The sequence below is a fragment of the Streptomyces sp. yr375 genome (assembly GCF_900110755.1).
Lineage (GTDB): Bacteria > Actinomycetota > Actinomycetes > Streptomycetales > Streptomycetaceae > Streptomyces.
The window spans coordinates 73800-94937 of sequence record NZ_FOFF01000034.1 but is presented as its reverse complement, the minus strand read 5'-3'; the positions used below and the strand labels follow the sequence as shown (position 1 = coordinate 94937).

At 71.0% G+C, this 21138-nt stretch carries 24 protein-coding genes and 1 pseudogene; 14 read left to right on the top strand and 11 right to left on the bottom strand.

The annotated features are described in order from the left end of the window. Positions 1 to 237: 237 nt before the first annotated feature. Both BMZ82_RS27885 and BMZ82_RS27880 read left to right on the top strand, forming a co-directional pair. Complete coding sequence (locus BMZ82_RS27885) at positions 238 to 681, top strand: ATP-binding protein (RefSeq protein WP_093780162.1); 444 nt, start codon at positions 238 to 240, stop codon at positions 679 to 681. 33 nt (positions 682 to 714) lie between these two features. Beyond that, positions 715 to 1614, top strand: coding sequence for a hypothetical protein (locus BMZ82_RS27880; protein WP_093780161.1), 900 nt, complete (start codon positions 715 to 717; stop codon positions 1612 to 1614). Between the two features lie 6 nt (positions 1615 to 1620). Here the strand turns inward: BMZ82_RS27880 and BMZ82_RS27875 are convergent. Beyond that, a pseudogene (locus BMZ82_RS27875) lies at positions 1621 to 1839 on the bottom strand (NAD(P)-dependent oxidoreductase); the annotation flags it as partial. A 140-nt stretch (positions 1840 to 1979) separates the two neighbouring features. On the opposite strand from BMZ82_RS27875, the gene BMZ82_RS27870 reads away from it, so the two are divergent. Next, positions 1980 to 2891 carry a glycosyltransferase family 2 protein gene (locus BMZ82_RS27870; protein ID WP_093780160.1) on the top strand — a complete coding sequence of 304 codons (912 nt, stop codon included), beginning with the start codon at positions 1980 to 1982 and terminating at the stop codon, positions 2889 to 2891. 52 nt (positions 2892 to 2943) lie between these two features. Here the strand turns inward: BMZ82_RS27870 and BMZ82_RS27865 are convergent, their stop codons facing one another. After that, positions 2944 to 4692: a bifunctional 3'-5' exonuclease/DNA polymerase gene (locus BMZ82_RS27865; protein ID WP_093780159.1), complete on the bottom strand. Its 1749-nt coding sequence runs from the start codon at positions 4690 to 4692 to the stop codon at positions 2944 to 2946. A gap of 48 nt (positions 4693 to 4740) precedes the next feature. Beyond that, a complete protein-coding gene (locus BMZ82_RS27860; RefSeq protein ID WP_093780158.1) occupies positions 4741 to 5505 on the bottom strand; it encodes a Clp protease N-terminal domain-containing protein in 765 nt (254 codons plus the stop codon). 76 nt (positions 5506 to 5581) lie between these two features. Between BMZ82_RS27860 and BMZ82_RS27855 the strand changes: the two genes are divergently transcribed. Beyond that, on the top strand, positions 5582 to 6829 hold the full coding sequence (locus BMZ82_RS27855) for a DUF2786 domain-containing protein (RefSeq protein ID WP_093780157.1): 1248 nt from the start codon (positions 5582 to 5584) through the stop codon (positions 6827 to 6829). A 26-nt stretch (positions 6830 to 6855) separates the two neighbouring features. Here the strand turns inward: BMZ82_RS27855 and BMZ82_RS27850 are convergent, their stop codons facing one another. From BMZ82_RS27850 to rpmB, 4 genes are all read right to left on the bottom strand, one after another. Then, positions 6856 to 7413, bottom strand: a complete 558-nt coding sequence (locus BMZ82_RS27850) for a DUF4232 domain-containing protein (protein WP_093780156.1) — start codon at positions 7411 to 7413, stop codon at positions 6856 to 6858. Positions 7414 to 7534: 121 nt separating this feature from the next. Then, positions 7535 to 8029 carry a hypothetical protein gene (locus BMZ82_RS27845; protein ID WP_256252139.1) on the bottom strand — a complete coding sequence of 165 codons (495 nt, stop codon included), beginning with the start codon at positions 8027 to 8029 and terminating at the stop codon, positions 7535 to 7537. Between the two features lie 513 nt (positions 8030 to 8542). Then, positions 8543 to 8848: a 30S ribosomal protein S14 gene (gene rpsN, locus BMZ82_RS27840; RefSeq protein WP_093780155.1), complete on the bottom strand. Its 306-nt coding sequence runs from the start codon at positions 8846 to 8848 to the stop codon at positions 8543 to 8545. Further along, complete coding sequence (rpmB, locus tag BMZ82_RS27835) at positions 8848 to 9084, bottom strand: 50S ribosomal protein L28 (protein WP_093780154.1); 237 nt, start codon at positions 9082 to 9084, stop codon at positions 8848 to 8850. The genes rpsN and rpmB overlap by 1 nt, the downstream gene beginning before the upstream one ends. Positions 9085 to 9158: 74 nt before the next feature. Between rpmB and rpmG the strand changes: the two genes are divergently transcribed. The 5 genes from rpmG to BMZ82_RS27810 all read left to right on the top strand — a co-directional run bounded on the left by rpmG (position 9159) and on the right by BMZ82_RS27810 (position 11687). Beyond that, entirely contained in the window at positions 9159 to 9323 is a 165-nt protein-coding gene (gene rpmG / locus BMZ82_RS27830) for a 50S ribosomal protein L33 (RefSeq protein ID WP_093780153.1), read from the top strand. A gap of 9 nt (positions 9324 to 9332) precedes the next feature. Next, the gene (locus BMZ82_RS27825) at positions 9333 to 9596 is read left to right on the top strand and encodes a type B 50S ribosomal protein L31 (RefSeq protein ID WP_093780152.1); all 264 of its coding nucleotides are present in this window, start codon (positions 9333 to 9335) and stop codon (positions 9594 to 9596) included. Positions 9597 to 9598: 2 nt separating this feature from the next. Next, complete coding sequence (locus BMZ82_RS27820) at positions 9599 to 10741, top strand: CobW family GTP-binding protein (protein WP_093780151.1); 1143 nt, start codon at positions 9599 to 9601, stop codon at positions 10739 to 10741. Positions 10742 to 10745: 4 nt separating this feature from the next. Next, positions 10746 to 10982 (top strand): 30S ribosomal protein S18, encoded by a 237-nt coding sequence (gene rpsR, locus BMZ82_RS27815; protein WP_093780150.1) that lies wholly within the window; start codon positions 10746 to 10748, stop codon positions 10980 to 10982. Between the two features lie 435 nt (positions 10983 to 11417). Further along, complete coding sequence (locus BMZ82_RS27810) at positions 11418 to 11687, top strand: DUF397 domain-containing protein (protein ID WP_093780169.1); 270 nt, start codon at positions 11418 to 11420, stop codon at positions 11685 to 11687. Between the two features lie 120 nt (positions 11688 to 11807). Here the strand turns inward: BMZ82_RS27810 and BMZ82_RS27805 are convergent, their stop codons facing one another. Then, positions 11808 to 12380 (bottom strand): ATP-binding protein, encoded by a 573-nt coding sequence (locus BMZ82_RS27805; protein WP_177244690.1) that lies wholly within the window; start codon positions 12378 to 12380, stop codon positions 11808 to 11810. 354 nt (positions 12381 to 12734) lie between these two features. On the opposite strand from BMZ82_RS27805, the gene BMZ82_RS27795 reads away from it, so the two are divergent. The 3 genes from BMZ82_RS27795 (at position 12735) to BMZ82_RS27785 (ending at position 15865) form a co-directional block, all read left to right on the top strand. Then, complete coding sequence (locus BMZ82_RS27795; RefSeq protein ID WP_093780168.1) at positions 12735 to 13559, top strand: helix-turn-helix domain-containing protein; 825 nt, start codon at positions 12735 to 12737, stop codon at positions 13557 to 13559. 116 nt (positions 13560 to 13675) lie between these two features. Continuing rightward, positions 13676 to 15136, top strand: a complete 1461-nt coding sequence (locus BMZ82_RS27790) for an aldehyde dehydrogenase family protein (RefSeq protein ID WP_093780148.1) — start codon at positions 13676 to 13678, stop codon at positions 15134 to 15136. An 87-nt stretch (positions 15137 to 15223) separates the two neighbouring features. Further along, on the top strand, positions 15224 to 15865 hold the full coding sequence (locus BMZ82_RS27785; RefSeq protein ID WP_093780147.1) for a PadR family transcriptional regulator: 642 nt from the start codon (positions 15224 to 15226) through the stop codon (positions 15863 to 15865). 73 nt (positions 15866 to 15938) lie between these two features. Here BMZ82_RS27785 and BMZ82_RS27780 read toward each other — a convergent pair whose 3' ends face one another. Further along, positions 15939 to 17351, bottom strand: coding sequence for a glutamate decarboxylase (locus BMZ82_RS27780; protein WP_093780146.1), 1413 nt, complete (start codon positions 17349 to 17351; stop codon positions 15939 to 15941). 85 nt (positions 17352 to 17436) lie between these two features. Next, positions 17437 to 18720 carry an ion channel protein gene (locus BMZ82_RS27775; protein WP_093780145.1) on the bottom strand — a complete coding sequence of 428 codons (1284 nt, stop codon included), beginning with the start codon at positions 18718 to 18720 and terminating at the stop codon, positions 17437 to 17439. Positions 18721 to 18864: 144 nt separating this feature from the next. Here BMZ82_RS27775 and BMZ82_RS27770 point away from each other — a divergent pair, with 144 nt between their 5' ends. Next, a complete protein-coding gene (locus BMZ82_RS27770; RefSeq protein WP_093780144.1) occupies positions 18865 to 19671 on the top strand; it encodes a MerR family transcriptional regulator in 807 nt (268 codons plus the stop codon). Positions 19672 to 19696: 25 nt separating this feature from the next. Here the strand turns inward: BMZ82_RS27770 and BMZ82_RS27765 are convergent, their stop codons facing one another. Beyond that, on the bottom strand, positions 19697 to 20062 hold the full coding sequence (locus BMZ82_RS27765) for a YbjQ family protein (protein ID WP_093780167.1): 366 nt from the start codon (positions 20060 to 20062) through the stop codon (positions 19697 to 19699). 140 nt (positions 20063 to 20202) lie between these two features. Between BMZ82_RS27765 and BMZ82_RS27760 the strand changes: the two genes are divergently transcribed. Continuing rightward, positions 20203 to 21123: a DedA family protein gene (locus tag BMZ82_RS27760; protein WP_093780143.1), complete on the top strand. Its 921-nt coding sequence runs from the start codon at positions 20203 to 20205 to the stop codon at positions 21121 to 21123. Positions 21124 to 21138 lie beyond the last annotated feature (15 nt).

Here is a 21138-nt window from a genome sequence, read left to right as displayed (position 1 = left end):
ACCGTAGCTGACGTGCTGTTGGCTCGCGCCGCAACCCCATCGACCGCTCCTCCCAACATGCCCGTAAGCGCGACTCGTTCGGGTGTCAGGTTACGCGATCCACTTGCTCAACCTTGAATTCAAGGTCTACCGTCGGTGATGCAACGCACACGCTGCGGAAGCGCACCGCTCCGTCCTGCCAGGACGGCTGAGGCATGCCACCGCGCACAAACCCCACCCCACCTCTGGAGCTACCCCATGCCCGAAACCGCTCCCGCTCCCATTCCCGCCCTCACCCCCGCCCCCGACTCCTGGGAGTACTCCCTCTACATCCCCCACGACCCCAGAGCCGTCACCGTCTGTCGTCTCACGCTCCGTCCGATCCTCACCGTGCACGGCCTCGCCGGTCTCCTCGACACCGCCGAACTCCTCGCCTCGGAGCTGGTCACCAACGCCGTACTCCACACCAAGGGCCCCGCCTGCCTCCGCCTCCGCTTCCGGGACGGCGTCCTCCAGATCGGGGCCTGGGACGCCGACCCCGAACCCCCCGAGCCCGCACGCAAGTTGGAGGACCTCGGCGACGCGGAGAACGGCCGGGGCATGGCGATCGTCCGGGCCTGCTCCGACCTCTGGCACTGGCAGCCGCTCTCCCGCATGGGCCACCGGGGCAAGCTCGTGTGGTGCGAACTGAACGCGGCGTAGCTCGTTGAGCACGTAGGACAGAAAGGAGAGCCGATGGTCGGCTCGTCGCACGAGGCGCTGCACCGGATCTTCCAGAAGGAACCCGGACTCCTGACCAGCGCCCTCCAGCAGGTGTTGTCCGTTCCCTTCCCCACGCCCCACGACTTCGCTGCCATGAACGTCGACCTCACCGAGATCGAGCCCATCGAGCGGCGCGTGGACACGCTCCTGCGGGCCGAGACCGACGAGGGAAGCTACCTCCTGGTCGTGGAGTCGCAGGGCCGGCCGGACGAGAGGAAGCGCGGCAGTTGGCCGTACTACCTCAGCTATCTCCACGAGAAGTACCGCTGTGAACCCGTCCTCATCGTCGTCACGCAGAACAGGGCCACAGCGCGCTGGGCGGAAGAGCCCATTCACCTCGGTGTGCGGGGAATGCCCTCGCTGACCGTGCGGCCCTTCGTGCTCGGCCCGGACAACGTTCCCGTCATCGCCACCCGGCAGGAGGCCGAGCGGGACGTACCCCTTGCGGTGCTTTCCGCGATGACACACGGCCGGGGGCGGCAGGCCCCCGCCATACTGGAATCGCTGGCAGCCGCCCTACGGACCATCGACCGCGACAGCGCAGCGGCGCTCGTGCAGTTCGTCGACTCGTGCCTGACAGATGCTCAGGCGCAGCGGATGTGGAGGGATCTCATGACCGCAATGCAGTACTTCTGGCGACACCCCCTCGCGGAGGAGGTGCGCGAGGAAGGGCGTGAAGAGGGGCGCGAGGAAGGGCGCGTCGCGGACCGGGCCGACATGATCCTCAGCATTCTCGAATGGCGTGGCATCCCCGTGCCGGACGCTGTCCGTGTGCGCGTCGCGTCCTGCGCGGACCTCGACCAGCTCACCGCCTGGTCGCAGCGCGCCGTCCACGCCACCGCCGCCGACGACCTCTTCGCGGCGACCGAGTAGCGGTCGTCAGCCGCCCAGCACCCGCACCGGCGTCCCCGCCAGATACGCCCGCACCCCCTCCGCCGCCTGCCCGTAGTACCGCTCGTGGTTCGCCCGGGAAACGTATCCGAGGTGCGGGGTGGCCGGCAGGCGGGGAGCCGTCCGCGTGGGGTGGTCTGCGGGGAGGGGCTCGACGTCGAAGACGTCCACGCCCGCGATACGGCCCTCCCTCAGCGCCGCCAGCAGTGGGCTCGGCATCCCGGGAACGGCGGAAGAGCGAGGCAGAATAAGGGGGCGCCGGAGCAACGTCCGCACCTGGGGCGACATCCAGGTGAACGGCGAGGCGGCGCGTGGACGGGACGCGGTCGGCGTCGAGGCCGGATGGAATGAGGGACGTGGTGGAGTCGGTGGAGCCGAGGATCGCCGTTGCCGTGGTCACCATGGGGAACCGGCCCGCCGAGGTCGACGCGCTGTTGGAGTCGGTGGCCAAGCAGGACCTGGCCCCCGCGCGCGTCGTGATCGTCGGCAACGGCTGCTGCCTCCCCGAGTTCGCCGAGCGCCTCTCGCTGCCCGGCGAAGTCACCACGATCGACCTCGACGAGAACCTCGGCTGCCCCGGGGGCCGCAACGTCGCCCTCGCCCGCCTCCGCGCATACGGCGACGTGGACATCGTCGTAGAACTGGACGACGACGGGCTGCTCGTCGACGCCGACGTCCTGAGCCGCGTCCGCGACCTGTACGTCGCCGATCCCGGCCTCGGCATCGTCGGCTTCCGCATCGCCGACGAGCACGGCGAGACCCAGCGCCGGCACGTGCCGCGCGTCGGGGCCGCGGATCCGATGCAGGGCGGGTACGTCACCGGGTTCCTCGGCGGCGGCCACGCGCTCAGCATGGCCATGCTCGCCGAGACCGGCGACTGGCCCGCCGAGTTCTTCTTCGCGCACGAGGAGACCGACCTCGCCTGGCGGGCGACGGACGCCGGCTGGAAGATCCTCTACGCGCCCGAGCTGCTGCTCCAGCACCCCAAGACCTCGCCCGCCCGGCACGCCATCTACCACCGGGTGACCGCCCGCAACCGGGTCTGGCTCGTCCGGCGCAATCTTCCGCTGCCCCTCATCCCCGTCCACCTGGGCGTCTGGATCGCCGTCACCCTCCTGCGCACCCGCTCCCTCGGCGGCCTGAAGGCCTGGTTCGCCGGGTTCGCGGAAGGCGTACGGAAACCGGCGGGCGTACGACGTCCCATGAAGTGGCGCACGGTATGGCACCTGACCCGGCTCGGCAGGCCCCCGGTCATCTGACCGCCCGCCAGCCGGCATCACCACTACCGAGCCGACGCCGCCCCCCGTCCCCTCACTTCGCGTCGGCATAGCACTCCACCACCGCCGTAGTGAACGGAAACCGCACCGGCGTCTCCCCGAACGTCAGCCGTCCGGCCAGGTCGGACGCCTCCCGGATGGCGGCGACGACCGCCTCCGCCTCCCCCTCCGGACAGTGCACGATCACCTCGTCGTGCTGGAAGAAGACCAGCTCGGCCTCCATCCCCGCACAGGCCTGCCGCAGCGCGGCGAGCAGCAGCAGCGCCCAGTCGGCGGCGCTGCCCTGGACGACGAAGTTGCGGGCGAAACGGCCACGCGCGCGTGCGTTGGTCGAGGCGTACCCCGGCACCCACTGCCGGTCGTCCGAGACGTCGTCCCCTGCGACGGTGCCGCCGGAGTCGACCAGGCCATCGGAGCCGACAAGGCCGTTGGAATGGACCGGGATGCCCGCCTCCTCCGTCGCGCCGTCCCCCGTCCCCGCCGCCGGCGGGCAGGTCCGGCCCAGCCAGGTGCGTACCAGACGGCCTTCCTCGCCGGCCTTGGCCGCGTCGTCGACGTACGCCACCGCGCGCGGGAAGCGGCGGCGCAGCGCGGCGAGGTTCTTCAGCCCGTCGCCGGAGGTCTGCCCGTACACCGCGCCGAGCACCGCGAGTTTGGCCTGCGCGCGGTCGCCGGAGAAGGCGCGGTCGGACACGGCCTGGTAGAGGTCGCTCGCGCGGCCCGCGACCTCCATCAGACCGGGGTCGCGGGAGATCGCCGCCAGCACCCTCGGCTCCATCTGGTCGGCGTCGGCGACGACCAGCCGCCAGCCCGGGTCGGCGACCACGGCCCGCCGGATCACCTTGGGGATCTGAAGCGCGCCCCCGCCGTTGGTCACCCACCGCCCGGTGACCGTGCCGTGGGCCAGGAACTCCGGCCGGAACCGCCCGTCCCGCACCCAGTCCTGGAGCCAGGACCAGCCATGGGCCACCCACACGCGGTACAGCTTCTTGTACTCGATCAGCGGCTTCACGGCCGGATGGTCGAGGGACTCGATCTCCCAGCGCCGCGTCGACCTGATCCGGATCCCCGCCTGCGCGAAGGCCTTGACGACATCGGCCGGCAGGTCGGGACGGACGCGCCGCCCGAACGCGGCGGACACCTCCTCGGCCAGCTCGGCCAGCCGCCGCGGCTCGCCCCCGCCCGCGTACCGCTCGCCGAGCAGGTCGTGCAGCACCGCGCGGTGCACGTCCGCGCTCCACGGCAGCCCGGACCGGTTCATCTCGGCGGCCACCAGCATCCCCGCCGACTCCGCCGCCGTCAGCAGCCGCATCCGCGCCGGGTGTTCGGCCCGCTCGTGCCGCCGCTGCTGCTCGGCGTAGACGGCGAGGAGGTCGTCGAGCGGCAGCCGGACGGCCGTGTCCTGCGCGTCGAACAGCGAGGACTGCGCGCCGGGCGCGGCGGCCCGCTGCGGCGGATCCGGCGGTACGGGTCCGCCGCGCAGCCGGGCCAGCGCGGCGGCGGCCGAGCGGGGCTCACCGGAGCGCCCCTCGTGGCCCAGGAGGAGGGTCTCGGCGTCCTCGACGTCGTAGCACCGCTCGACTCGCACCCCCGTGGCGAGCAGACGCGGATACACCTCGGCCGTGGAACGCCAGACCCAGCGGGTGACGTCGGGCCGCTCGCGCACGGCCCGCGCCAGGTCCGCCTCCCGCACCACCGGCCCGGCGGGCAGCCCGCCGGGGCCGAGGGGGGCGAGTTCCACACCACCGTCCTCGGCCGGAGCGAGTGCCCACCGGTCGGCCATGTCCCGAGTGTGGCAGGGGGGTCTGACATTGACCCTCAGCCGTCAGCCTCAGCCCTCGTCCTTCTCCTCCGTCTCCGTCTCCTGCTCCTGCTCCTGCGCCGCGATCAGGGCCAGGACCTTCGCGACGTACTGTTCCGTGCCGGGCTTGTCGATGCCGAGGCTGCTGAGGACGCCCTCGCCGTTCTCGAACTCCAGCAGCGCCAACAGGATGTGCTCGGTGCCGACGTAGTTGTGGCCGAGGCGCAGGGCCTCGCGGAAGGTGAGTTCCAGGACCTTCTTGGCGTCCGGGCCGTAGGGGACCAACTCGGGCGCGTCCTCGACGGGCTGCGGGAGTACGGCGGTCGCGGCCTCGCGGACCGCGTCCAGGGTGACGCCCTGCTCGGCGATCGCCTTCGCCGCGAGGCCCTCCGGCTCGGCGAGCAGACCGAGGACCAGGTGCGCGGGCAGTCCCTCGGCGTTGCCGGCGGCCTTGGACGCGTTGTGGGCGGCCATGACGACGTTCCGCGCGCGCGGGGTGTAGCGGCCGAAGTTCTGGTTGGCCTCGAGGTCGGCGGACTCCTTCGGCACGAACCGCTTCTGCGCGGCCTGCCGGGTGACGCCCATGCTGCGGCCGATGTCGGTCCAGGAGGCCCCCGAGCGGCGGGCCTGGTCGACGAAGTGACCGATGAGGTGGTCCGCCACGTCGCCGAGGTGGTCGGCGGCGATGACGGCGTCCTGGAGCTGGTCGAGCGGCTCGGCGTGAACCTTCTTGATGGCGTCGATGAGGTCGTCCAGACGGACGGATGCGGTGGTTCCGGGGCGTGGAGTCGTCATGTGTCAACCTTAGGTTGACAGTGGTCAGGGTGTCAACCCAAGGTTGTCACTCTGACCGCCATGGCACGATCGACCGGTGAGTAGCACCAGCGACAGCACCGACGAGAGCACCGGCCACGGCACCGGTGACAGCACCGGCGGCAACCCGCCCGGCGTCGTTGAGCGCGCCTTCCAGGCCGCCCTGTACGACACCGCCGACGCCACCCTCGACCGGGGCGCATCGCTCCTCGCCGCCGACCCGGCGGCGGACGCCGAACTCGCCCGGCGCGGCGCGGAGTTCGTGGCGGCGCTCTGGCGGCGCGGCTGGCAGCCCGCGGACGTGGTGCGGATCGTGCGGCGCGAGCTGGACGGCGTCCACGTCGTCCTGGTGGCGGAGTCGATACGGGCACACGCGCGTGACGACCGTCCGCGCGGCCGGCGCTGGGCGGCCCAGCTCGCCGAACTGCCCGCCGGCACCACACCGCCCGGCGACCGTTTCTCGCACGCCACCGCGGTCCTGGAGCTCTACCGCCTGCTGCTGCGCCTGCCCAAGCTCGAACCCCTCCAGGAACAGCAACAGCAACAGCAACAGCAACAGGGACGGGAACGGGAACGGGAACACGCACGCGCGCGTGGGCCGCATGGCACGTCGTCCCGCCCCAGCGACCACTCCCGCATGCTCACCCGTATCCGCGCGCTGCTCGCCAAGGCGGAGGCGACGGGCTTCCCCGAGGAGGCGGAGGCGCTCACCGCGAAGGCGCAGGAGCTGATGGCCCGGCACAGCGTCGACGAGGCGCTGCTCGACGCCCAGGCCCCCGACCCGGACGCGCCCGGCGCCTGCCGGATCGGCGTCGAGCCGCCGTACGAGCAGGCGAAGGCGGTGCTGCTGGACGCGGTCGCCGACGCCAACCACTGCAAGGCGGTGTGGAACGAACCCTTCGCCTTCTCCACGGTCGTCGGCTTCGAGGCCGACCTGGAGGTGGTGGAGTTGCTCTACACCTCGCTGCTGGTGCAGGCGCAGTCCGCGATGGCCAGGGCGGAGGCGGCCCAGCGGGCGGGCGGCCGTAAGCGGACCAAGACCTTCCGGCAGTCCTTCCTCGCCGCCTACGCCCACCGCATCGGCGCCCGGCTCGGCGAGATCACGGTCGCCGCCGAGACCCGGGTCACCGCCGACCTGCTGCCGGTCCTCGCCTCCCGCGAGGTCGCGGTCAACGCGGCGACGGACCGGATGTTCCCCGAGACGGTCTCCACCCGCCTGCGCGGCGTCACCGACGAGGCGGGCTGGACCGAGGGCGCGGAAGCGGCGGACCGGGCCCGGGTACAGTCCCGGCCCCGGCTGCCCTGACCCGTCCGGCGTAATCCTCCGGTAGGTCAGTCGCCCGCCTGCTGGAAGGCGCTGACGGTCGCGTCCGGCACGTCCGCGCTCTTCAGGGCGACATCGCCGTACGACCACGGGAAGCTCTCGTCGGCCGAGGCGCTCGGCAGGCCGTACTTCACGGTCTTGACGGCGAGGCTCTTGTCGCCGCTGCCCGCGCCGCGCACATAGGTGATCGTGAAGGAGGCGGTGCCCTGAGCCGGGAGGGTCAGCGGCTGCGCCTCGGCGGCGGCGTCCTTCGCGACGGTCGCGGAGGTGCCGTCCGCCTGGAGGCTGACGGTGGGGAAGCCGTTCAGGGTGCACTCCGCACCCTTGTTGAGGAGCGTGACGGTGACGTTGCCGGTGTCGCCGGCGGCGGGCGCGGCGTCGACGGGGCCGACCTCCGGGCTCAGGTCGCCGGCGGCACAGGCGCTGCCGGCCGCGCCTGCCGCGCTGGCGGAGTCGGTGGCCTTGCTCTTGCCGTCGCCGGCGGAGCCGCTGTCGTCCCCGCCGCCGCAGGCGGTGAGGAGCAGGGTTGCGGCGAGCGCGGTGACGGTGATGGGAACGGCGCGCATGAGTGGTCCCTCGGGTCTCGTGACGGTGCTCGAAGGATCATCACGCACGCGCGCGGAACACCCTCGCGCGCCCCCACCCTCGTAGCCGCCGCGCGGGCGACCGCCGAGGGCTCCGCGCCCGCTACCCGAGTCCCGGCGTCGGCAGTCCCGACGGCCACTGGCCGCCCTCCGCCTTGGTGAACGTCTCTTTTCCGGCCGCGCCCGACCAGGTCACCTCGAGGGAGTTCGCGTCGACGGTGTCGACCATGCCGGTCGTCCGGTCGTCCTTCCCGGTGGTGCACTTGAGGTGGATCATCTGCATGCCCGCCTCCGTACCGGCGGTCCCGCTGCACACGGACCCGCCGGTCACGAAGAGGGCGGCCTGCTTCCCGGTGACGATCAGGGCGACCGCCTTGCCGTCCGTCGTGGCCAGCCAACTGCCCTCCAGCTCGTCGGAGGCGGAGACCGAGCCGGAGCCGGAGGCGGACGCCGTCGCCCCACTCGTGCCCCCGGCGCCCCCGGCGGCGTCCGCGCTCGCCGCCGTCGTAGGCGTGGCCGAGGAACCGTCGCCGGAGCCGCCGTCGCCGCTGCACCCGGTCAGCGCGAGCGCGAGCGCGCCCGCCAGCGTGGCGGCCACGGCCGCGCCCCGCGAAAAGATCGCCGAAGTCGCCGAAGTCACTGCAAGCCCCCAAGCTGTAGCCGGCCCGGCCCGCCCTGGACTGCGAGGACCGAAAGTCCGCAGCAAGCTACCAGCAAGCTCCAGCGGAATCCCGAGCAGAATCCTGGGCACCGCTTATGAAACGACCCCGGAGCCCGGCCCGGAGACCACCCCTGAGCCCGGCCCTGAGCCCGGCCCTGAGCCCGGCCCGGAGACCACCCCGGAGCCCGGCCCTGAGCCCGGCCCGGAGACCACCCCGGAGCCCGGCCCTGAGCCCGGCCTGAGCCCGGCCCTGAGCCCGGCCCCGAGAGCGCCCCTGAGACCGCCCCTGGGCCCGGCCCCGAGCCCGCCCTTGAGCCCGGCCCGGAGACTGCCCTTGAGCCCGGTCCGGAGCCCGGCCCGGAGGCCACCCCCGAGCCCGCCCCGAGCCCGCCCCGAGCCCGCCCCCGAGACCACCCCCGAGCCCGCCCCTGAGGCACTCGTGACCCACCACTACCAGGACGACTTCCGCACCCCCGGCAGGTACCCCGCGTGCGCCTGCTCCCGCAGACTCACCCGGGACAGCCCGAACGTCCGGAAGTACCCGCGCGGGCGCCCGTCCGTCTGGTCCCGGTTGCGTACGCGCGTCGCGCTCGCGTCGCGCGGCTGGGCGCTCAACTCCCGCCGCGCCGCCTCCCGTTCCGGGTCCGTCGAGGACGGCCGCCGGATGATCTCCTTCAGCTCGGCCCGGCGCGCCGCGTACCGCGCGACGACCTCCTGCCGCCGGTCGTTCTTCGCGATCTTGCTCTTTTTCGCCATCAGACCCGCACCCCCCGCGCGCGGATGCGCGTCACGGCCGCCTCGACGCCGATCGTGTCGACGGTCTTGATCCCCTTCGTGCTCAGCCGCAGCCGCACGTAGCGGCCCTCGCTCGGCAACCAGTACCGCTTGGACTGGATGTTGGGGTCGAAGCGGCGCGACGTGCGCCGGTGGGAGTGGGAGATGCGGTTGCCGAAGCCCGGCTGGGCGCCGGTCAGCATGCAGTGCGCGGACACGGGTGACGTACCTCTCCTCGGTCGATGCCAGGATCGATGGTGCTAATGGAATTCATTTTCATTAAGGTACCAGCATGGCACGCAACGAACTCCGCCCGGTCATCAAGCTCCGGTCCACGGCGGGCACCGGCGTCACCTACGTGACCCGCAAGAACCGCCGCAACGACCCGGACCGCATGACCCTGCGCAAGTACGACCCCGTCGTCCGCAGGCACGTCGACTTCCGAGAGGAGCGCTGAACCACCGCCATGCGTAAGGGAATCCACCCGGCCTACGGTCCCGTCGTCTTCCGTGACCGCGCCGCGAACTACACCTTCCTCACCCGCTCGACGCTGTCCGCCACGGCGGGCGAGAAGACCATCGAGTGGGCGGACGGGAACACCTACCCCGTCGTCGACGTCGAGATCTCCGACGTCAGCCACCCCTTCTACACCGGCACCGCCCGCGTCCTGGACACGGCCGGCCGGGTCGAGCGCTTCGAGCGCCGCTACGGGAAGCGGGGCGGGGCGTGAGCATGTCGGTCGTGATCGTCGGCGGGCTGCACGCCGACGCCCGCCGGGCGACGGTCGCGCGCCTGCTCGCCGACGTCCCCGGCAGCGTCGTCCTCCACCACGACCTCGGGACGGCCGAGGCGGGCACGGTCGTCCGCACGATCAGCGACGCCACCGGCATCCTGTCCGCAGGCGAGGCGCCGCTGTCCAACGACTGCGCCTGCTGCGCGCTGCGCGAGGACCTCGTCCCCGAACTGCGCCGCCTCGCCGCCGACGGCACCACGCGCCTCGCGGTCGTCGAACTGTGGGACTCCGTCGAACCCAAGGCCATGGCCGAGGTCGTCGTGGCCGGCGGGCTCATGGTCACCGGCGTCGTCACCGCCGTCGACCCGGCGCTGCTGCTGCCCTGCCTCGGCAACGGCGACGACCTCGCCGACGTCGGACTCGCCGCGGCCGCCAGCGACCAGCGCACGGTCGCCGACACCTTCGCGCGGCAACTGGAGTACGCCCCCGTCCTGGCGGTCGTCGACTCCGAGGACGCCGACGACGAGGACCGCGAGCTGCTGGCACAGCTCCACCCGACGGCCCGCCAGGTCCGGATCGCCGCCGATGCCCGCGCCGACGCACGGTCTCCGCTCGCGCGGGCGGTGCTGGCCGGATTCGACGTCGAATCGGCCGCCGCGGCCCAGCACCCGGCCTGCGCGCTGCTCCCCGCCGACGCCGACGCGCACGGCGTGAGCACCTTCGTCTGGCACCGGAACCGCCCCTTCCACCCGGAGCGGCTGTACGACGCGCTGGAGGATCTGACCTGCGCCGCCGCCCGCAGTCGTGGCCGGTTCTGGCTCGCCGACAAGCCCGACGTGCTGCTCCACTGGGACGCGGCGGGCGGCGCTCTGTGCGTCGAGTCGGTGGGCCCCTGGCTGGCGTCCCTCCCGGATGCCGCCTGGGACATGGTCCCGCCGGTCCGCCGCGCCGCCGCCGCGCTGGACTGGCACCCCGAGCACGGCGACTGCTGCCAGCACCTGGTCTTCACCTCCCCCGGCCTCGACCGCGACGGACTCGCCGAGCTCCTGGAGTCCTGCCTGCTCACCGACGCCGAGTACGCCGCCGGGCGCGCCGCCTGGAAGCAGTTGCCGCCCGCTTTCGACACCCTCCTGGAGGTCTGACCCCATGCCCCGCAAGCCCGAGCGCAAGCCCGCCAAGCCCCGCCCCAACCCCCTTGACCAGGCACGCATCACCTACATCGACTACAAGGACACCGATCTCCTGAGAAAGTTCATCTCGGACCGAGGCAAGATCCGCAGTCGCCGCGTCACCCGTATCTCCGCCCAACAGCAACGCCAGATCTCCCGAGCGATCAAGAACGCCCGGGAAATGGCCCTCCTGCCCTACGGCCCCGCCCACTGACCCCCGGGCGGCCGACCGGCCGTGGTCCGGTAGGCACCCACCTCGCCCCCGCCCCCGCGGCCGACGCCACCCGTCGGACGCGGGGGCGCGGGCTTGCCGCGGTGGAGCCGCCGCAGCACCGATCCGGTCCAGTCCGATCCGGTCCAGTCCGATGCGGTCCTGAGGGAACAGGACGGCCGCAGTGCGCGTCTGTTCCTAGAGCACGAGTGGTTCGAATCGGACGACCTTCACCCGCAGTCCATGACCGTCACCGAATCGAACGAGTTGGGTAAAGCGGGCGTCAAAGCTGTAACCGCACAAGCACCCCGCGTGCACGTGCATCTGCTCATGCGACTGCACGTGAACGGGGTTATGATCCGGGCAGTTGAGACAGTTGACCACGGCACCAATGGCCACTCGGGCCACACGAGCCAGCGCACCAGCAGGGAGCGACCTGTGGACCACGACGTTGACGACGTTGACGGGGGGCACGACGTGTACAACGGCATGACGGCCACACAGTTGTACGGGGTTGCCTGGCAGAAGAGCCGGCACAGCAACTCGCAGGGTTCCTGCGTGGAGTTCGCGCGGCTGCCGGGCGGCGAGGTGGCCGTACGCAACTCGCGCTTCCCGGACGGCCCCGCGCTCGTCTATACCCGAGCCGAGATAGAGGCGATGCTGCTCGGCATCAAGGACGGCGAGTTCGACCACCTGATCGCGAGCTGACGCCGCCGCCCTTCGCCCCGGCATCCGTCGCCGCCGTCACCGTGTCATCGCTCACAACGCGCGTAGAACCGTGGCGCGTTGGTGCCCCGCGGTCCGTCATTCGCCGGAAGTGCGCGGACGCTACGGGGTGTTCGGACGGTGCGGGGTGTTCGAACCGTGCGGACCGTTCGGGCTGTGTGGACCGTTCGGGCTGTGTGGAGCGGGCAGTCGGAACAGCGCCCAGACGACCTTGCCGCCCAGGTTGCTGGAGAGCGGGTGCCAGCCCCAACTGTCGGCGAACGAGTCCACGAGGAACAGGCCGCGGCCCGACTCCGCCGAGAAGTCCTCGCTCTCGCGGGGCAGCGGACTGTCATGGCTGGGGTCGCGCACCGCGCACACCAGCCGCTCGGTCCACCGCATCAGGTGCAGCCGCACGGGCGGATGCGGATGCCGATCCTGTGTGCTGCCCTCCGAGGACAGTCCGTGTCTCAGCGCGTTGGTCACCAGCTCCGACACGACCAGGCAGACGTCGTCGAAACGGTCGGCCACGTCGTCCCACTGATCGAGGGTCCGTCGGGTGAACTGCCGGGCTTCGCGCACCGCTTCGAAGCGGGCGGGCAGAGCGCACGACGCGGCGTTGGACACAGCCGCGGGATCAAGCGGCGGAAGGCCCTGCCGTAACGGCTCGAGCATGGTCGATCCATTCGTCCCCATGCGAGGCACTCCCCGGATTCGCGGTCGTTGCGATGCAGCGGTGGCGCGGGACCATGGTTTCTGATGCGCACTGCGGATGCAAGGGCAGATGCACGTGCACGTGACCGAAATGGACCCGCCCGTACCGCTTCTTGGCCATTTTTTCCGCCAAGTTGCCGCTTCTTACAAGCACTTCTTTCGCTTTACCCACACTCTTCCCTCGCATCGTGCTGTGCGTATCCTTTGGCTTCTTTCCATCTCTGTAATCGGACGAGTACTGCTCGAAGTGTTTTAGTGGCAGACTGCGGCCCTTGAAGACGGCTGGGGAGGCTGGCGAACGTGAGCGCGGGAGAGCCCGGATCGGTGGTGCGGCGGATGCTGCTCGGTTCGCAACTACGGCGGCTGCGTGAAGCGAGAGGCATCACGCGCGAGGCGGCCGGATACTCGATCAGGGCGTCGGAGTCGAAGATCAGCCGGATGGAACTGGGCCGGGTGAGCTTCAAGACCCGGGACGTGGAGGACCTGCTGACGCTGTACGGCATCTCGGACGACGCGGAGCGCCAGTCGCTCGTCGGACTCGCCCGCGAGGCCAACGTCGCGGGCTGGTGGCACAGTTACTCGGACGTCCTGCCCAACTGGTTCCCCACCTACGTCGGCCTGGAGGGCGCCGCCGCGCTGATCCGGGCGTACGAGGTGCAGTTCGTGCACGGCCTGCTGCAGACCGAGGCCTACGCCCACGCGGTCGTCAGTCGCGGCATGAAGGGCGCGAACGCCGCCGACATCGACCGGCGTGTCGCACTGCGCCTGGAGCGGCAGAAGTACCTCGTCGCGGAGAACGCCCCCGACTTCCACATCGTCCTCGACGAGGCCGCCCTGCGCCGCCCGTACGGCGACCGCGGGGTGATGCGCGGGCAGCTCCAGCACCTGATCGACGTCTCCCAGCGTCCGAACGTGCGGCTGCAGGTGATGCCGTTCGGCTTCGGCGGGCACTCCGGCGAGTCCGGCGCCTTCACGATCCTCAGCTTCCCGGAGTCCGACCTCCAGGACGTCGTCTACCTGGAGCAGCTCACCAGCGCCCTCTACCTGGACAAGCGCGAGGACGTCGGCCAGTACGAACAGGCGCTGAAGGAGCTCCAGCAGGACAGCCCCGGACCGGACGAGAGCCGGGACCTGCTGCGCGGACTGATCCAGTTGTCCTGACCGGCTTCCTGACCGGCTTCCCTCCCAACTCCCTTGAAACACACGTACGATGACGTGTGATCAGATCGTGACGCCGAGCGGTCGCAGGCGATCGCAGCAGGGGATTGAGGGTTCACATGTCGTCCTATTTCACCGACCTGGCCCAGCAGTACATCGACGGCAAGTGGCGTCCGGGCAAGGGGTCCTGGGACATCATCACCATCAACCCCTACGACGGTGAGAAGCTCGCCTCGATCACCACCGCCACCGTCGAGGAGATCGACGAGGCGTACCGCGCCGCCGCCCGCGCCCAGAAGCAGTGGGCCGCGACCAACGCCTACGCCCGCCGCGCCGTCTTCGAGAGCGTGCTGCGCCTGGTGGAGGAGCGCGAGGCGGAGATCAGCGAGGTCCTGGTCGACGAGGCCGGCGGCACGTTCGGCAAGGCCGCCTTCGAACTCCACCTCGCCAAGGAGTTCCTGCGCGAGGCGGTCCACCTGTCGCTGAGCGCCGAGGGCCGCATCCTGCCCTCGCCGATCGACGGCAAGGAGAACCGCGTCTACCGCGAGCCGGTCGGCGTCGTCGGTGTGATCAGCCCGTTCAACGTGCCCTTCCTGCTGTCGCTGAAGTCCGTCGCCCCCGCGCTGGCCCTCGGCAACGGCGTGGTGCTCAAGCCGCACCAGAACACCCCGATCTCCGGCGGCACCGTCATCGCCAAGCTCTTCGAGGACGCCGGTCTGCCCCCGGGCCTGCTCAACGTCGTCGTGACCGACATCGCCGAGATCGGCGACGCCTTCCTGGAGCACCCGATCCCGCGGGTCATCTCCTTCACCGGCTCCGACAAGGTCGGCCGGCACGTCGCCACCGTCGCCGCCTCGCACTTCAAGCGGTCCATCATCGAACTCGGCGGCAACAGCGCCTTCGTCGTCCTCGACGACGCCGACGTCGACTACGCGGTCGACGCCGCCGTCTTCAGCCGCTTCGTCCACCAGGGCCAGGTCTGCATGGCCGCCAACCGCGTCCTGGTCGACCGCGCGATAGCCGACGAGTTCACCGAGAAGTTCGTCGCCAAGGTGAAGACCCTCAAGGCCGGCGACCCGCGCGACCCCCAAACCGCCATCGGCCCCCTGATCAACTCCTCGCAGGCGGAAGCGGTCTCGAACGTCGTCCGGCAGGCGATAACCGAGGGCGCGCACGCGCTGGTGCACGGTACGACGACCGACAACGTCGTCGCGCCCTCCGTGCTCGCCGACCTCCCCGAGAGCTCCGCGCTGCTCCGGCAGGAGGTGTTCGGCCCGGTCGTCTTCCTCAACACCTTCGACGGCGAGGAGGAGGCCGTCCGCCTGGTCAACGACACGCCCTACGGCCTGAGCGGCGCCGTCCACACCGCCGACGTCGAGCGGGGCGTCGCCTTCGCCAAGCAGATCGACACCGGCATGTTCCACGTCAACGACGCCACCGTCCACGACGAGCCGATCGTCCCCTTCGGCGGCGAGAAGAACTCCGGCGTCGGCCGCCTCAACGGCGAGACGACCCTGGAGGCCTTCACCACCACGAAGTGGATCTCCGTCCAGCACGGCCGCAGCGGCTTCCCCTTCTGAGCACCGCTCCGCGCGGGCAGGCACCTGCCGGTGCACCTGTCGGGTGCACCTGCCGGGCGCCTGCCCGCCACGCCCTAACCTGGGCCCATGTCAGCGATCCGGCTTCTCGTGCTGGGCGCCGTGCGTCAGCACGGGCGGGCCCACGGCTATCAGGTGCGCGGCGACCTGGAGTACTGGGGCGCCCATGAGTGGTCCAACGCCAAGCCGGGTTCGATCTACCACGCCCTGAAGCAGATGGCGAAGCAGGGACTGCTGCGCGAGCACGAGACCGCCCCGTCCACCGCGGGCGGCCCGCCGCGCACCGAGTACGAGATCACCGAGGCCGGCACCGAGGAGTACCTCAGGCTCGTACGCGAGGCGCTGACCTCGTACGACCAGAAGATGGACATGAAGACGGCGGCCATCGGCGCCGTCGTCGACCTCCCGCGCGCGGAGGCCGTGTCGCTCCTGAAGGAGCGCGTCCGCCGCATCGAGGAGTGGCGCTCCGCCGTCACCGAGAACTACGTCCCCGAGGACGGCCCGGAGCAACTGGGCCACATCGGCGAGATCATGAACCTCTGGATCCACACGGCGGACGCGGACGCCGAGTGGACCCAGGGCCTCATCGCCCGGATCGAGGGCGGCGCCTACACCTTCGCGGGGGAGGGCGCCCCGTTCGTCGGCGTACTGGCGGCGGGCCAGGAGAACCCGTACGCGACGGGCGAACGGCATCCGGGGGACTCCCGCTGAGGGACCACCACTATGCAGTTTTCAAGGAGCGATACGGCGACGAACAGGCACCGGACGGCGTCCTGGGCACCCCCTAGTGATGGAACCCGGTAGCCGCCCCCTTGTCCCGAGGCGACGGCCCCGACTGGCGCCGCAGCTCCGGCAGCAGGCGGGTCAGGTCGGCCATGAACAACTCGGCGAGATCCTCCGAGAAGCCGTTTCTGCACACGACCCGCAGGACGGACAGATCCTCCCGGTTCGGCGGGAAGGTGTACGCGGGCACCAGCCAGCCGCTCTCCCGCAGCCGCCGGGAGACGTCGAACACGTCGTACGCCTTCACGTCCGGAGCCGTCGTGAAGGCGAAGACCGGCAGCTCGTCGCCCCGGGTGAGGAGGCGGAAGTCGCCGAGCGCCTCCACCCGGTCGGCCATGCCCCGGGCCACGGCCCGCGCGGACCCCTGCACCGCCCGGTAGCCCTCGCGGCCCAGCCGCAGCAGCGTGTAGTACTGCGCGACGACCTGTGCCCCCGGCCGGGAGAAGTTGAGCGCGAAGGTCGGCATGTCGCCGCCCAGGTAGTTCACGCGGAACACGAGCTCCTCCGGCAGCGCCTCCTTGTCGCGCCACAGCGCCCAGCCGACGCCCGGATACACCAGCCCGTACTTGTGCCCCGAGGTGTTGATGGACGCCACGCGCGGGAGGCGGAAGTCCCACACCAGGTCCTCGTCGAGGAAGGGGGCGATCATCGCGCCGGACGCGCCGTCCACATGCACCGGGATGTCGAGCCCGGTCCGCTCCTGGAGGGCGTCCAGGGCGGCGCACAGCTCGGCGATCGGCTCGTAGGAACCGTCGAAGGTGGAGCCGAGGATGCCGACGACCCCGATGGTGTTCTCGTCGCACAGCTCGGCCGCCGCCTGCGGGTCGAGGTGGAACCGGTCCCCCTCCATGGGGACCAGACGGGCCTCCACCTCCCAGAAGTTGCAGAACTTGTCCCAGCAGACCTGGACGTTGACCCCCATCACCAGGTTCGGACGGACATCGCGCGCCGGATAGCGGTCGGCGTTGCGCTGCGCCCACCGCCGCTTCATCGCCATCCCGGCGAGCATGCACGCCTCGCTCGACCCCGTCGTCGAACACCCGACGGTCGCCGACGGGTCGGGCGCGTTCCACAGGTCGGCGAGCATCGCCACACAGCGCCGCTCCAGCTCGGCGGTGCGCGGATACTCGTCCTTGTCGATCATGTTCTTGTCCCGGCACTCCGCCATCAGCACCGTGGCCTGCGGCTCCATCCACGTGGTGACGAAGGTGGCGAGGTTGAGCCGTGCGTTGCCGTCCAGCATCAGCTCGTCGTGCACGAGCTGGTACGCCGTCGACGGCGGCATCGGGGTGTCCGGCAGCCGGTGTTTGGGCGGCGCCTCGGTCATCCCGCCGAGCGGATTCGCCTCGCTGTAGAAGGGGTTCACGGACAGGGGACGCTCGTCGGGCTTCTGGGGGCCTTCGTGGAGGGGCATGGCTTCTTCTCCCAACTCTGAGCGGTGACCGCCGGGTGGCGTTCTACCGCTTCATCGGATCGAGGGGCCTGATCGGTTCACGCGCTCACCGCACCGCCGTTCCGTCGTCGTGCAACTGCATCTGCGGCCGCCCCGTCACCAGCAGCCAGGCCGGCAGCGAGGCGAAGCACAGCAGGGCGATGATCGAGGGGGAGGCGACCAGCACGGCGGCGACGAACAGGCTCAACCAGCCCTGCCGGGTGATGGCCAGCAGGATGCCCAGCACCCCGGTCGCCACACCCACCGCCGGGTGGACGCCTGGCACCAGGGCGTGGGAGGTGAGGCCGAAGGCGCACCCCACGAACACGGCCGGGAAGATCCGCCCGCCCCGGAAACCGCAGGAGGCGGCGACGAGCAGCGCGGTCAGCTTCACCACCGTCATGGTGGCGAACTGTCCGGCCGACCAGCCCTCGGGATCGGCCGCCAGCTCCCCGACCTCGTCCAGCCCCTTGAAGAGCGTCAGATGGCCGCCCAGGGCCGCCAGCAGCCCCAGCACGACCCCACCGGCGGGCAGCGCCAGCATCGGGTGCCGCAGCCGCCCGAACGCGCCGTGGACGTACGGGAAGGCGTACACGGCGCACATGCCGAGCGCCGCGGCCACCGACGCGATCACGAGCGCCGCCAGCAGGTCGTCCCACCCGGGATGCCCGAACGGGGGCAGGTGCAGGTCGAAGGTCGGATGAGCCAGCAGCGTGGTCGTCATCGAACCGGCCGCGGCGGCGACCAGCGGCGCGAAGACGCTGTCCCACAGCGGCCCCTCGGTCTGCCGCCCGGCCAGCGCCTCGGAGATCAGCAGGGCCGCCGCCACCGGCGTCCCGAACAGCGCGCCGATCGTGCCCGCCTCCGCGAGCGCCACCCACACCGCGCCCGGCGCCCGCGACAGGAACCGCCGGCCCAGCCATAAGGCGAGCCCCACGTTCACGGCGATGATCGGGTTCTCCGGGCCCAGGCTCGGCCCGCCCGCCAGCATCAGCGCGGTCGCCACCAGCAGCCCGGGCAGCACCGCCGGCGGCAGCACGCGCGCGTCCAGCCCCATCGTGGCCGGATCCGGCCCGGCATGCCCCGGCGCCTTCCACACCACCAGCCCCACCAGCACCCCGGTCGCCGTGAGCATGGCGAGCATCCACAGCACCGAGTACCGGCCCACGCCCAGCGCGTCCGGCAAGTTCTGCCACAGCACGTCCTGCAGTCGCCCGGCCACCCACGTCACCAGCAGGAGCATCAGGCTCGCCAGAGCGCCGACGGCGAGAGCGGGCAGGATCAACGGCAGCAGGGCGCGGACCGGCGTCGCCGGAGCGGGGGGCGTCTGCCGCGCGGTGTCCTGGGCCACGGGCTCACGATAAGCGGGCACAACGGGACGAACACCTCGAAGCCTTCTTCGAAGAGGCGTCTCTCGGAGGCGGGGCTTGCACCTCACGCGGCGTGAGGACGCACCGTGGAGCCCGTACCGAGAAGGGAAAGGGAGCGGACGGAAGTGAGCGACTCGAGCTATTCGGGCTATTCGGGCTACTCGGGCTACTCGGGCTACTCCGTAGGGCAGGTCGCAGGATTCGCCGGGGTCACCGTGCGCACGCTGCACCACTACGACGACATCGGCCTGCTCGTCCCGAGCGGGCGCAGCCACGCGGGGCACCGCCGCTACGCCGACGCCGACCTCGACCGGCTGCAGCAGATCCTGTTCTACCGCGAGCTCGGCTTCCCGCTCGAAGAGGTCGCGGCCCTGCTCGACGACCCGGCAGCCGACCCGCGCGCGCACCTGCGCCGCCAGTACGAGCTGCTGACCGCCCGGATCGAGAAGCTGCGGCAGATGGCCGCAGCCGTGGAACACGCCATGGAGGCACGCAAGATGGGCATCAACCTCACCCCCGAGGAGAAGTTCGAGGTCTTCGGCGACAAGGACCCGGAGCAGTACGCCGAGGAGGCCGAGCAGCGCTGGGGCGGCACCGAGGCCTACGCCGAGTCGCAGCGCCGCGTCGCCCGCTACACCAAGGAGGACTGGAAGCGCGTCCAGGCCGAGGTCGACGCCTGGGGCGAGCGCTACGCCGGCCTGGTGGCCGCGGGCGAGCCGCCCACCGGCGAGGCGGCCATGGACATGGCCGAGGAACACCGCCGGCACATCGGCAGGTGGTACTACGACTGCCCGTACGAGATGCACCGGTCCCTGGGGGAGACGTACGTCTCCGACGAGCGCTTCAAGGCGTTCTACGACGCCATGCACCCGGGCCTCGCCGAGCACCTGAGGGAGGCGATCACGGCGAACGCGGCCCGGCACACGGCCTGAGGGCCGCCCCTTGTGGTCCTGGCGGCTACTCCTCGACCAGGACCACCGCCGTCCCGTAGGCGCACACCTCGGTGCCCACCTCCGCCGCCTCCGTGACGTCGAAGCGGAACATCAGCACGGCGTTGGCGCCACGCACGCGTGCCTGCTCGACGAGCCGTTCCATGGCCTGGTTGCGGGTCTCCACGAGGGTCTTGGTCAACCCCTTGAGCTCACCGCCGATCATCGACTTCAGACCGGCGCCGATCTGGCTGCCGAGGTGCCGTGAGCGCACCGTCAGCCCGAAGACCTCGCCGATGACCTGCTGCACCCGGAACCCGGGCACGTCGTTCGTGGTGACGACCAGTACGTCAGGCTGGGGGCCCTGCCCGCCGCCGTAATCCTCGATACCCATGTTCACAGGTTTGACCAAGAGGGGGCACAGTGCATCCTGGGGGCAGCCCTGGGAACCTGGTCCTGTGGCGCCACGTTGATAGGTTTGGGCGGTCCCGCCGCCGCAGCGACCGCCTTCACCCCTTCAGGAGCCCGGAACCCGTGACTACCCTCGCCCTCGGCCCCGAGTGGATTACTCCGGACTATCTGATCTCGACGTTCGGCCTGGTCGGCATCCTGGTCATCGTCTTCGCCGAGTCGGGCCTGTTCGCCTTCCTGCCCGGTGACTCCCTGCTGTTCACCGCCGGTCTGCTGGTCGCCGACGGCAAGTGGATCAGCCAGCCGCTGTGGCTGGTGTGCACCCTGATCGTGATCGCGGCCGTCCTCGGTGACCAGGTGGGGTACCTGATCGGCAAGTTCTTCGGCCCGAAGCTCTTCAACCGCCCCAACTCCAAGCTCTTCAAACAGGAGAACCTGGAGAAGGCCCACGAGTTCATGGAGAAGTTCGGCCCCAAGGCCATCGTCCTGGCCCGCTTCGTCCCCATCGTGCGCACGTTCGCGCCGATCGTCGCCGGCGCCGGCCGCATGAAGTACCGCACCTTCATCACGTACAACGTGGTCGGCGGCATCCTCTGGGGCACGGGTGTGACGGTCGCGGGCTACTTCCTGGGCCAGATCGACTTCATCAAGTCCAACGTCGAGGCGATCCTCGTCCTGATCGTCGTCCTCTCCGTCGTCCCGGTGATCTTCGAGATCCTCAAGGCGCGCAAGGAAGCCCGTAACGCGCCCGCGCAGCCGCAGCAGCCCCAGCACCCCCACCAGCAGCAGCCCCCGGCCATGGACGACGCGACGACCCAGCTCCGCCGCATCGAAGAGCCCACCCCGTACGGCCACCCCGACCAGCACCAGGGCCACCACAACCAGGGCCACCAGAACGACTACTACGGCCAGCAGCAGTACCCGCAACAGCAGCCGTACCCCCAGGAGTGGCAGCAGCAGCCCCAGCCCCAGCAGCAGCCGTACGGCGCTCAGCACAACAGCCAGTACCCGCCGTACAACCAGAACCAGAACCAGGGTTACTAGAAACACCCCCGAGGG

Bases quoted from the DNA above. Each gene is read 5' to 3' on its own strand.
- rpsR (WP_093780150.1), top strand. From the start codon at position 10,746: ATGCCCCGCAAGCCCGAGCGCAAGCCCGCCAAGCCCCGCCCCAACCCC.
- rpsN (WP_093780155.1), bottom strand. From the start codon at position 8,848: ATGGCGAAAAAGAGCAAGATCGCGAAGAACGACCGGCGGCAGGAGGTC.
- BMZ82_RS27865 (WP_093780159.1), bottom strand. From the start codon at position 4,692: ATGGCCGACCGGTGGGCACTCGCTCCGGCCGAGGACGGTGGTGTGGAA.
- BMZ82_RS27805 (WP_177244690.1), bottom strand. From the start codon at position 12,380: ATGGGGACGAATGGATCGACCATGCTCGAGCCGTTACGGCAGGGCCTT.
- BMZ82_RS27885 (WP_093780162.1), top strand. From the start codon at position 238: ATGCCCGAAACCGCTCCCGCTCCCATTCCCGCCCTCACCCCCGCCCCC.
- BMZ82_RS27795 (WP_093780168.1), top strand. From the start codon at position 12,735: ATGCTGCTCGGTTCGCAACTACGGCGGCTGCGTGAAGCGAGAGGCATC.
- BMZ82_RS27850 (WP_093780156.1), bottom strand. From the start codon at position 7,413: ATGCGCGCCGTTCCCATCACCGTCACCGCGCTCGCCGCAACCCTGCTC.
- BMZ82_RS27820 (WP_093780151.1), top strand. From the start codon at position 9,599: ATGTCGGTCGTGATCGTCGGCGGGCTGCACGCCGACGCCCGCCGGGCG.
- BMZ82_RS27880 (WP_093780161.1), top strand. From the start codon at position 715: ATGGTCGGCTCGTCGCACGAGGCGCTGCACCGGATCTTCCAGAAGGAA.
- rpmG (WP_093780153.1), top strand. From the start codon at position 9,159: ATGGCACGCAACGAACTCCGCCCGGTCATCAAGCTCCGGTCCACGGCG.
- BMZ82_RS27860 (WP_093780158.1), bottom strand. From the start codon at position 5,505: ATGACGACTCCACGCCCCGGAACCACCGCATCCGTCCGTCTGGACGAC.
- BMZ82_RS27790 (WP_093780148.1), top strand. From the start codon at position 13,676: ATGTCGTCCTATTTCACCGACCTGGCCCAGCAGTACATCGACGGCAAG.
- BMZ82_RS27825 (WP_093780152.1), top strand. From the start codon at position 9,333: ATGCGTAAGGGAATCCACCCGGCCTACGGTCCCGTCGTCTTCCGTGAC.
- BMZ82_RS27785 (WP_093780147.1), top strand. From the start codon at position 15,224: ATGTCAGCGATCCGGCTTCTCGTGCTGGGCGCCGTGCGTCAGCACGGG.
- BMZ82_RS27870 (WP_093780160.1), top strand. From the start codon at position 1,980: ATGAGGGACGTGGTGGAGTCGGTGGAGCCGAGGATCGCCGTTGCCGTG.
- BMZ82_RS27765 (WP_093780167.1), bottom strand. From the start codon at position 20,062: ATGGGTATCGAGGATTACGGCGGCGGGCAGGGCCCCCAGCCTGACGTA.
- BMZ82_RS27780 (WP_093780146.1), bottom strand. From the start codon at position 17,351: ATGCCCCTCCACGAAGGCCCCCAGAAGCCCGACGAGCGTCCCCTGTCC.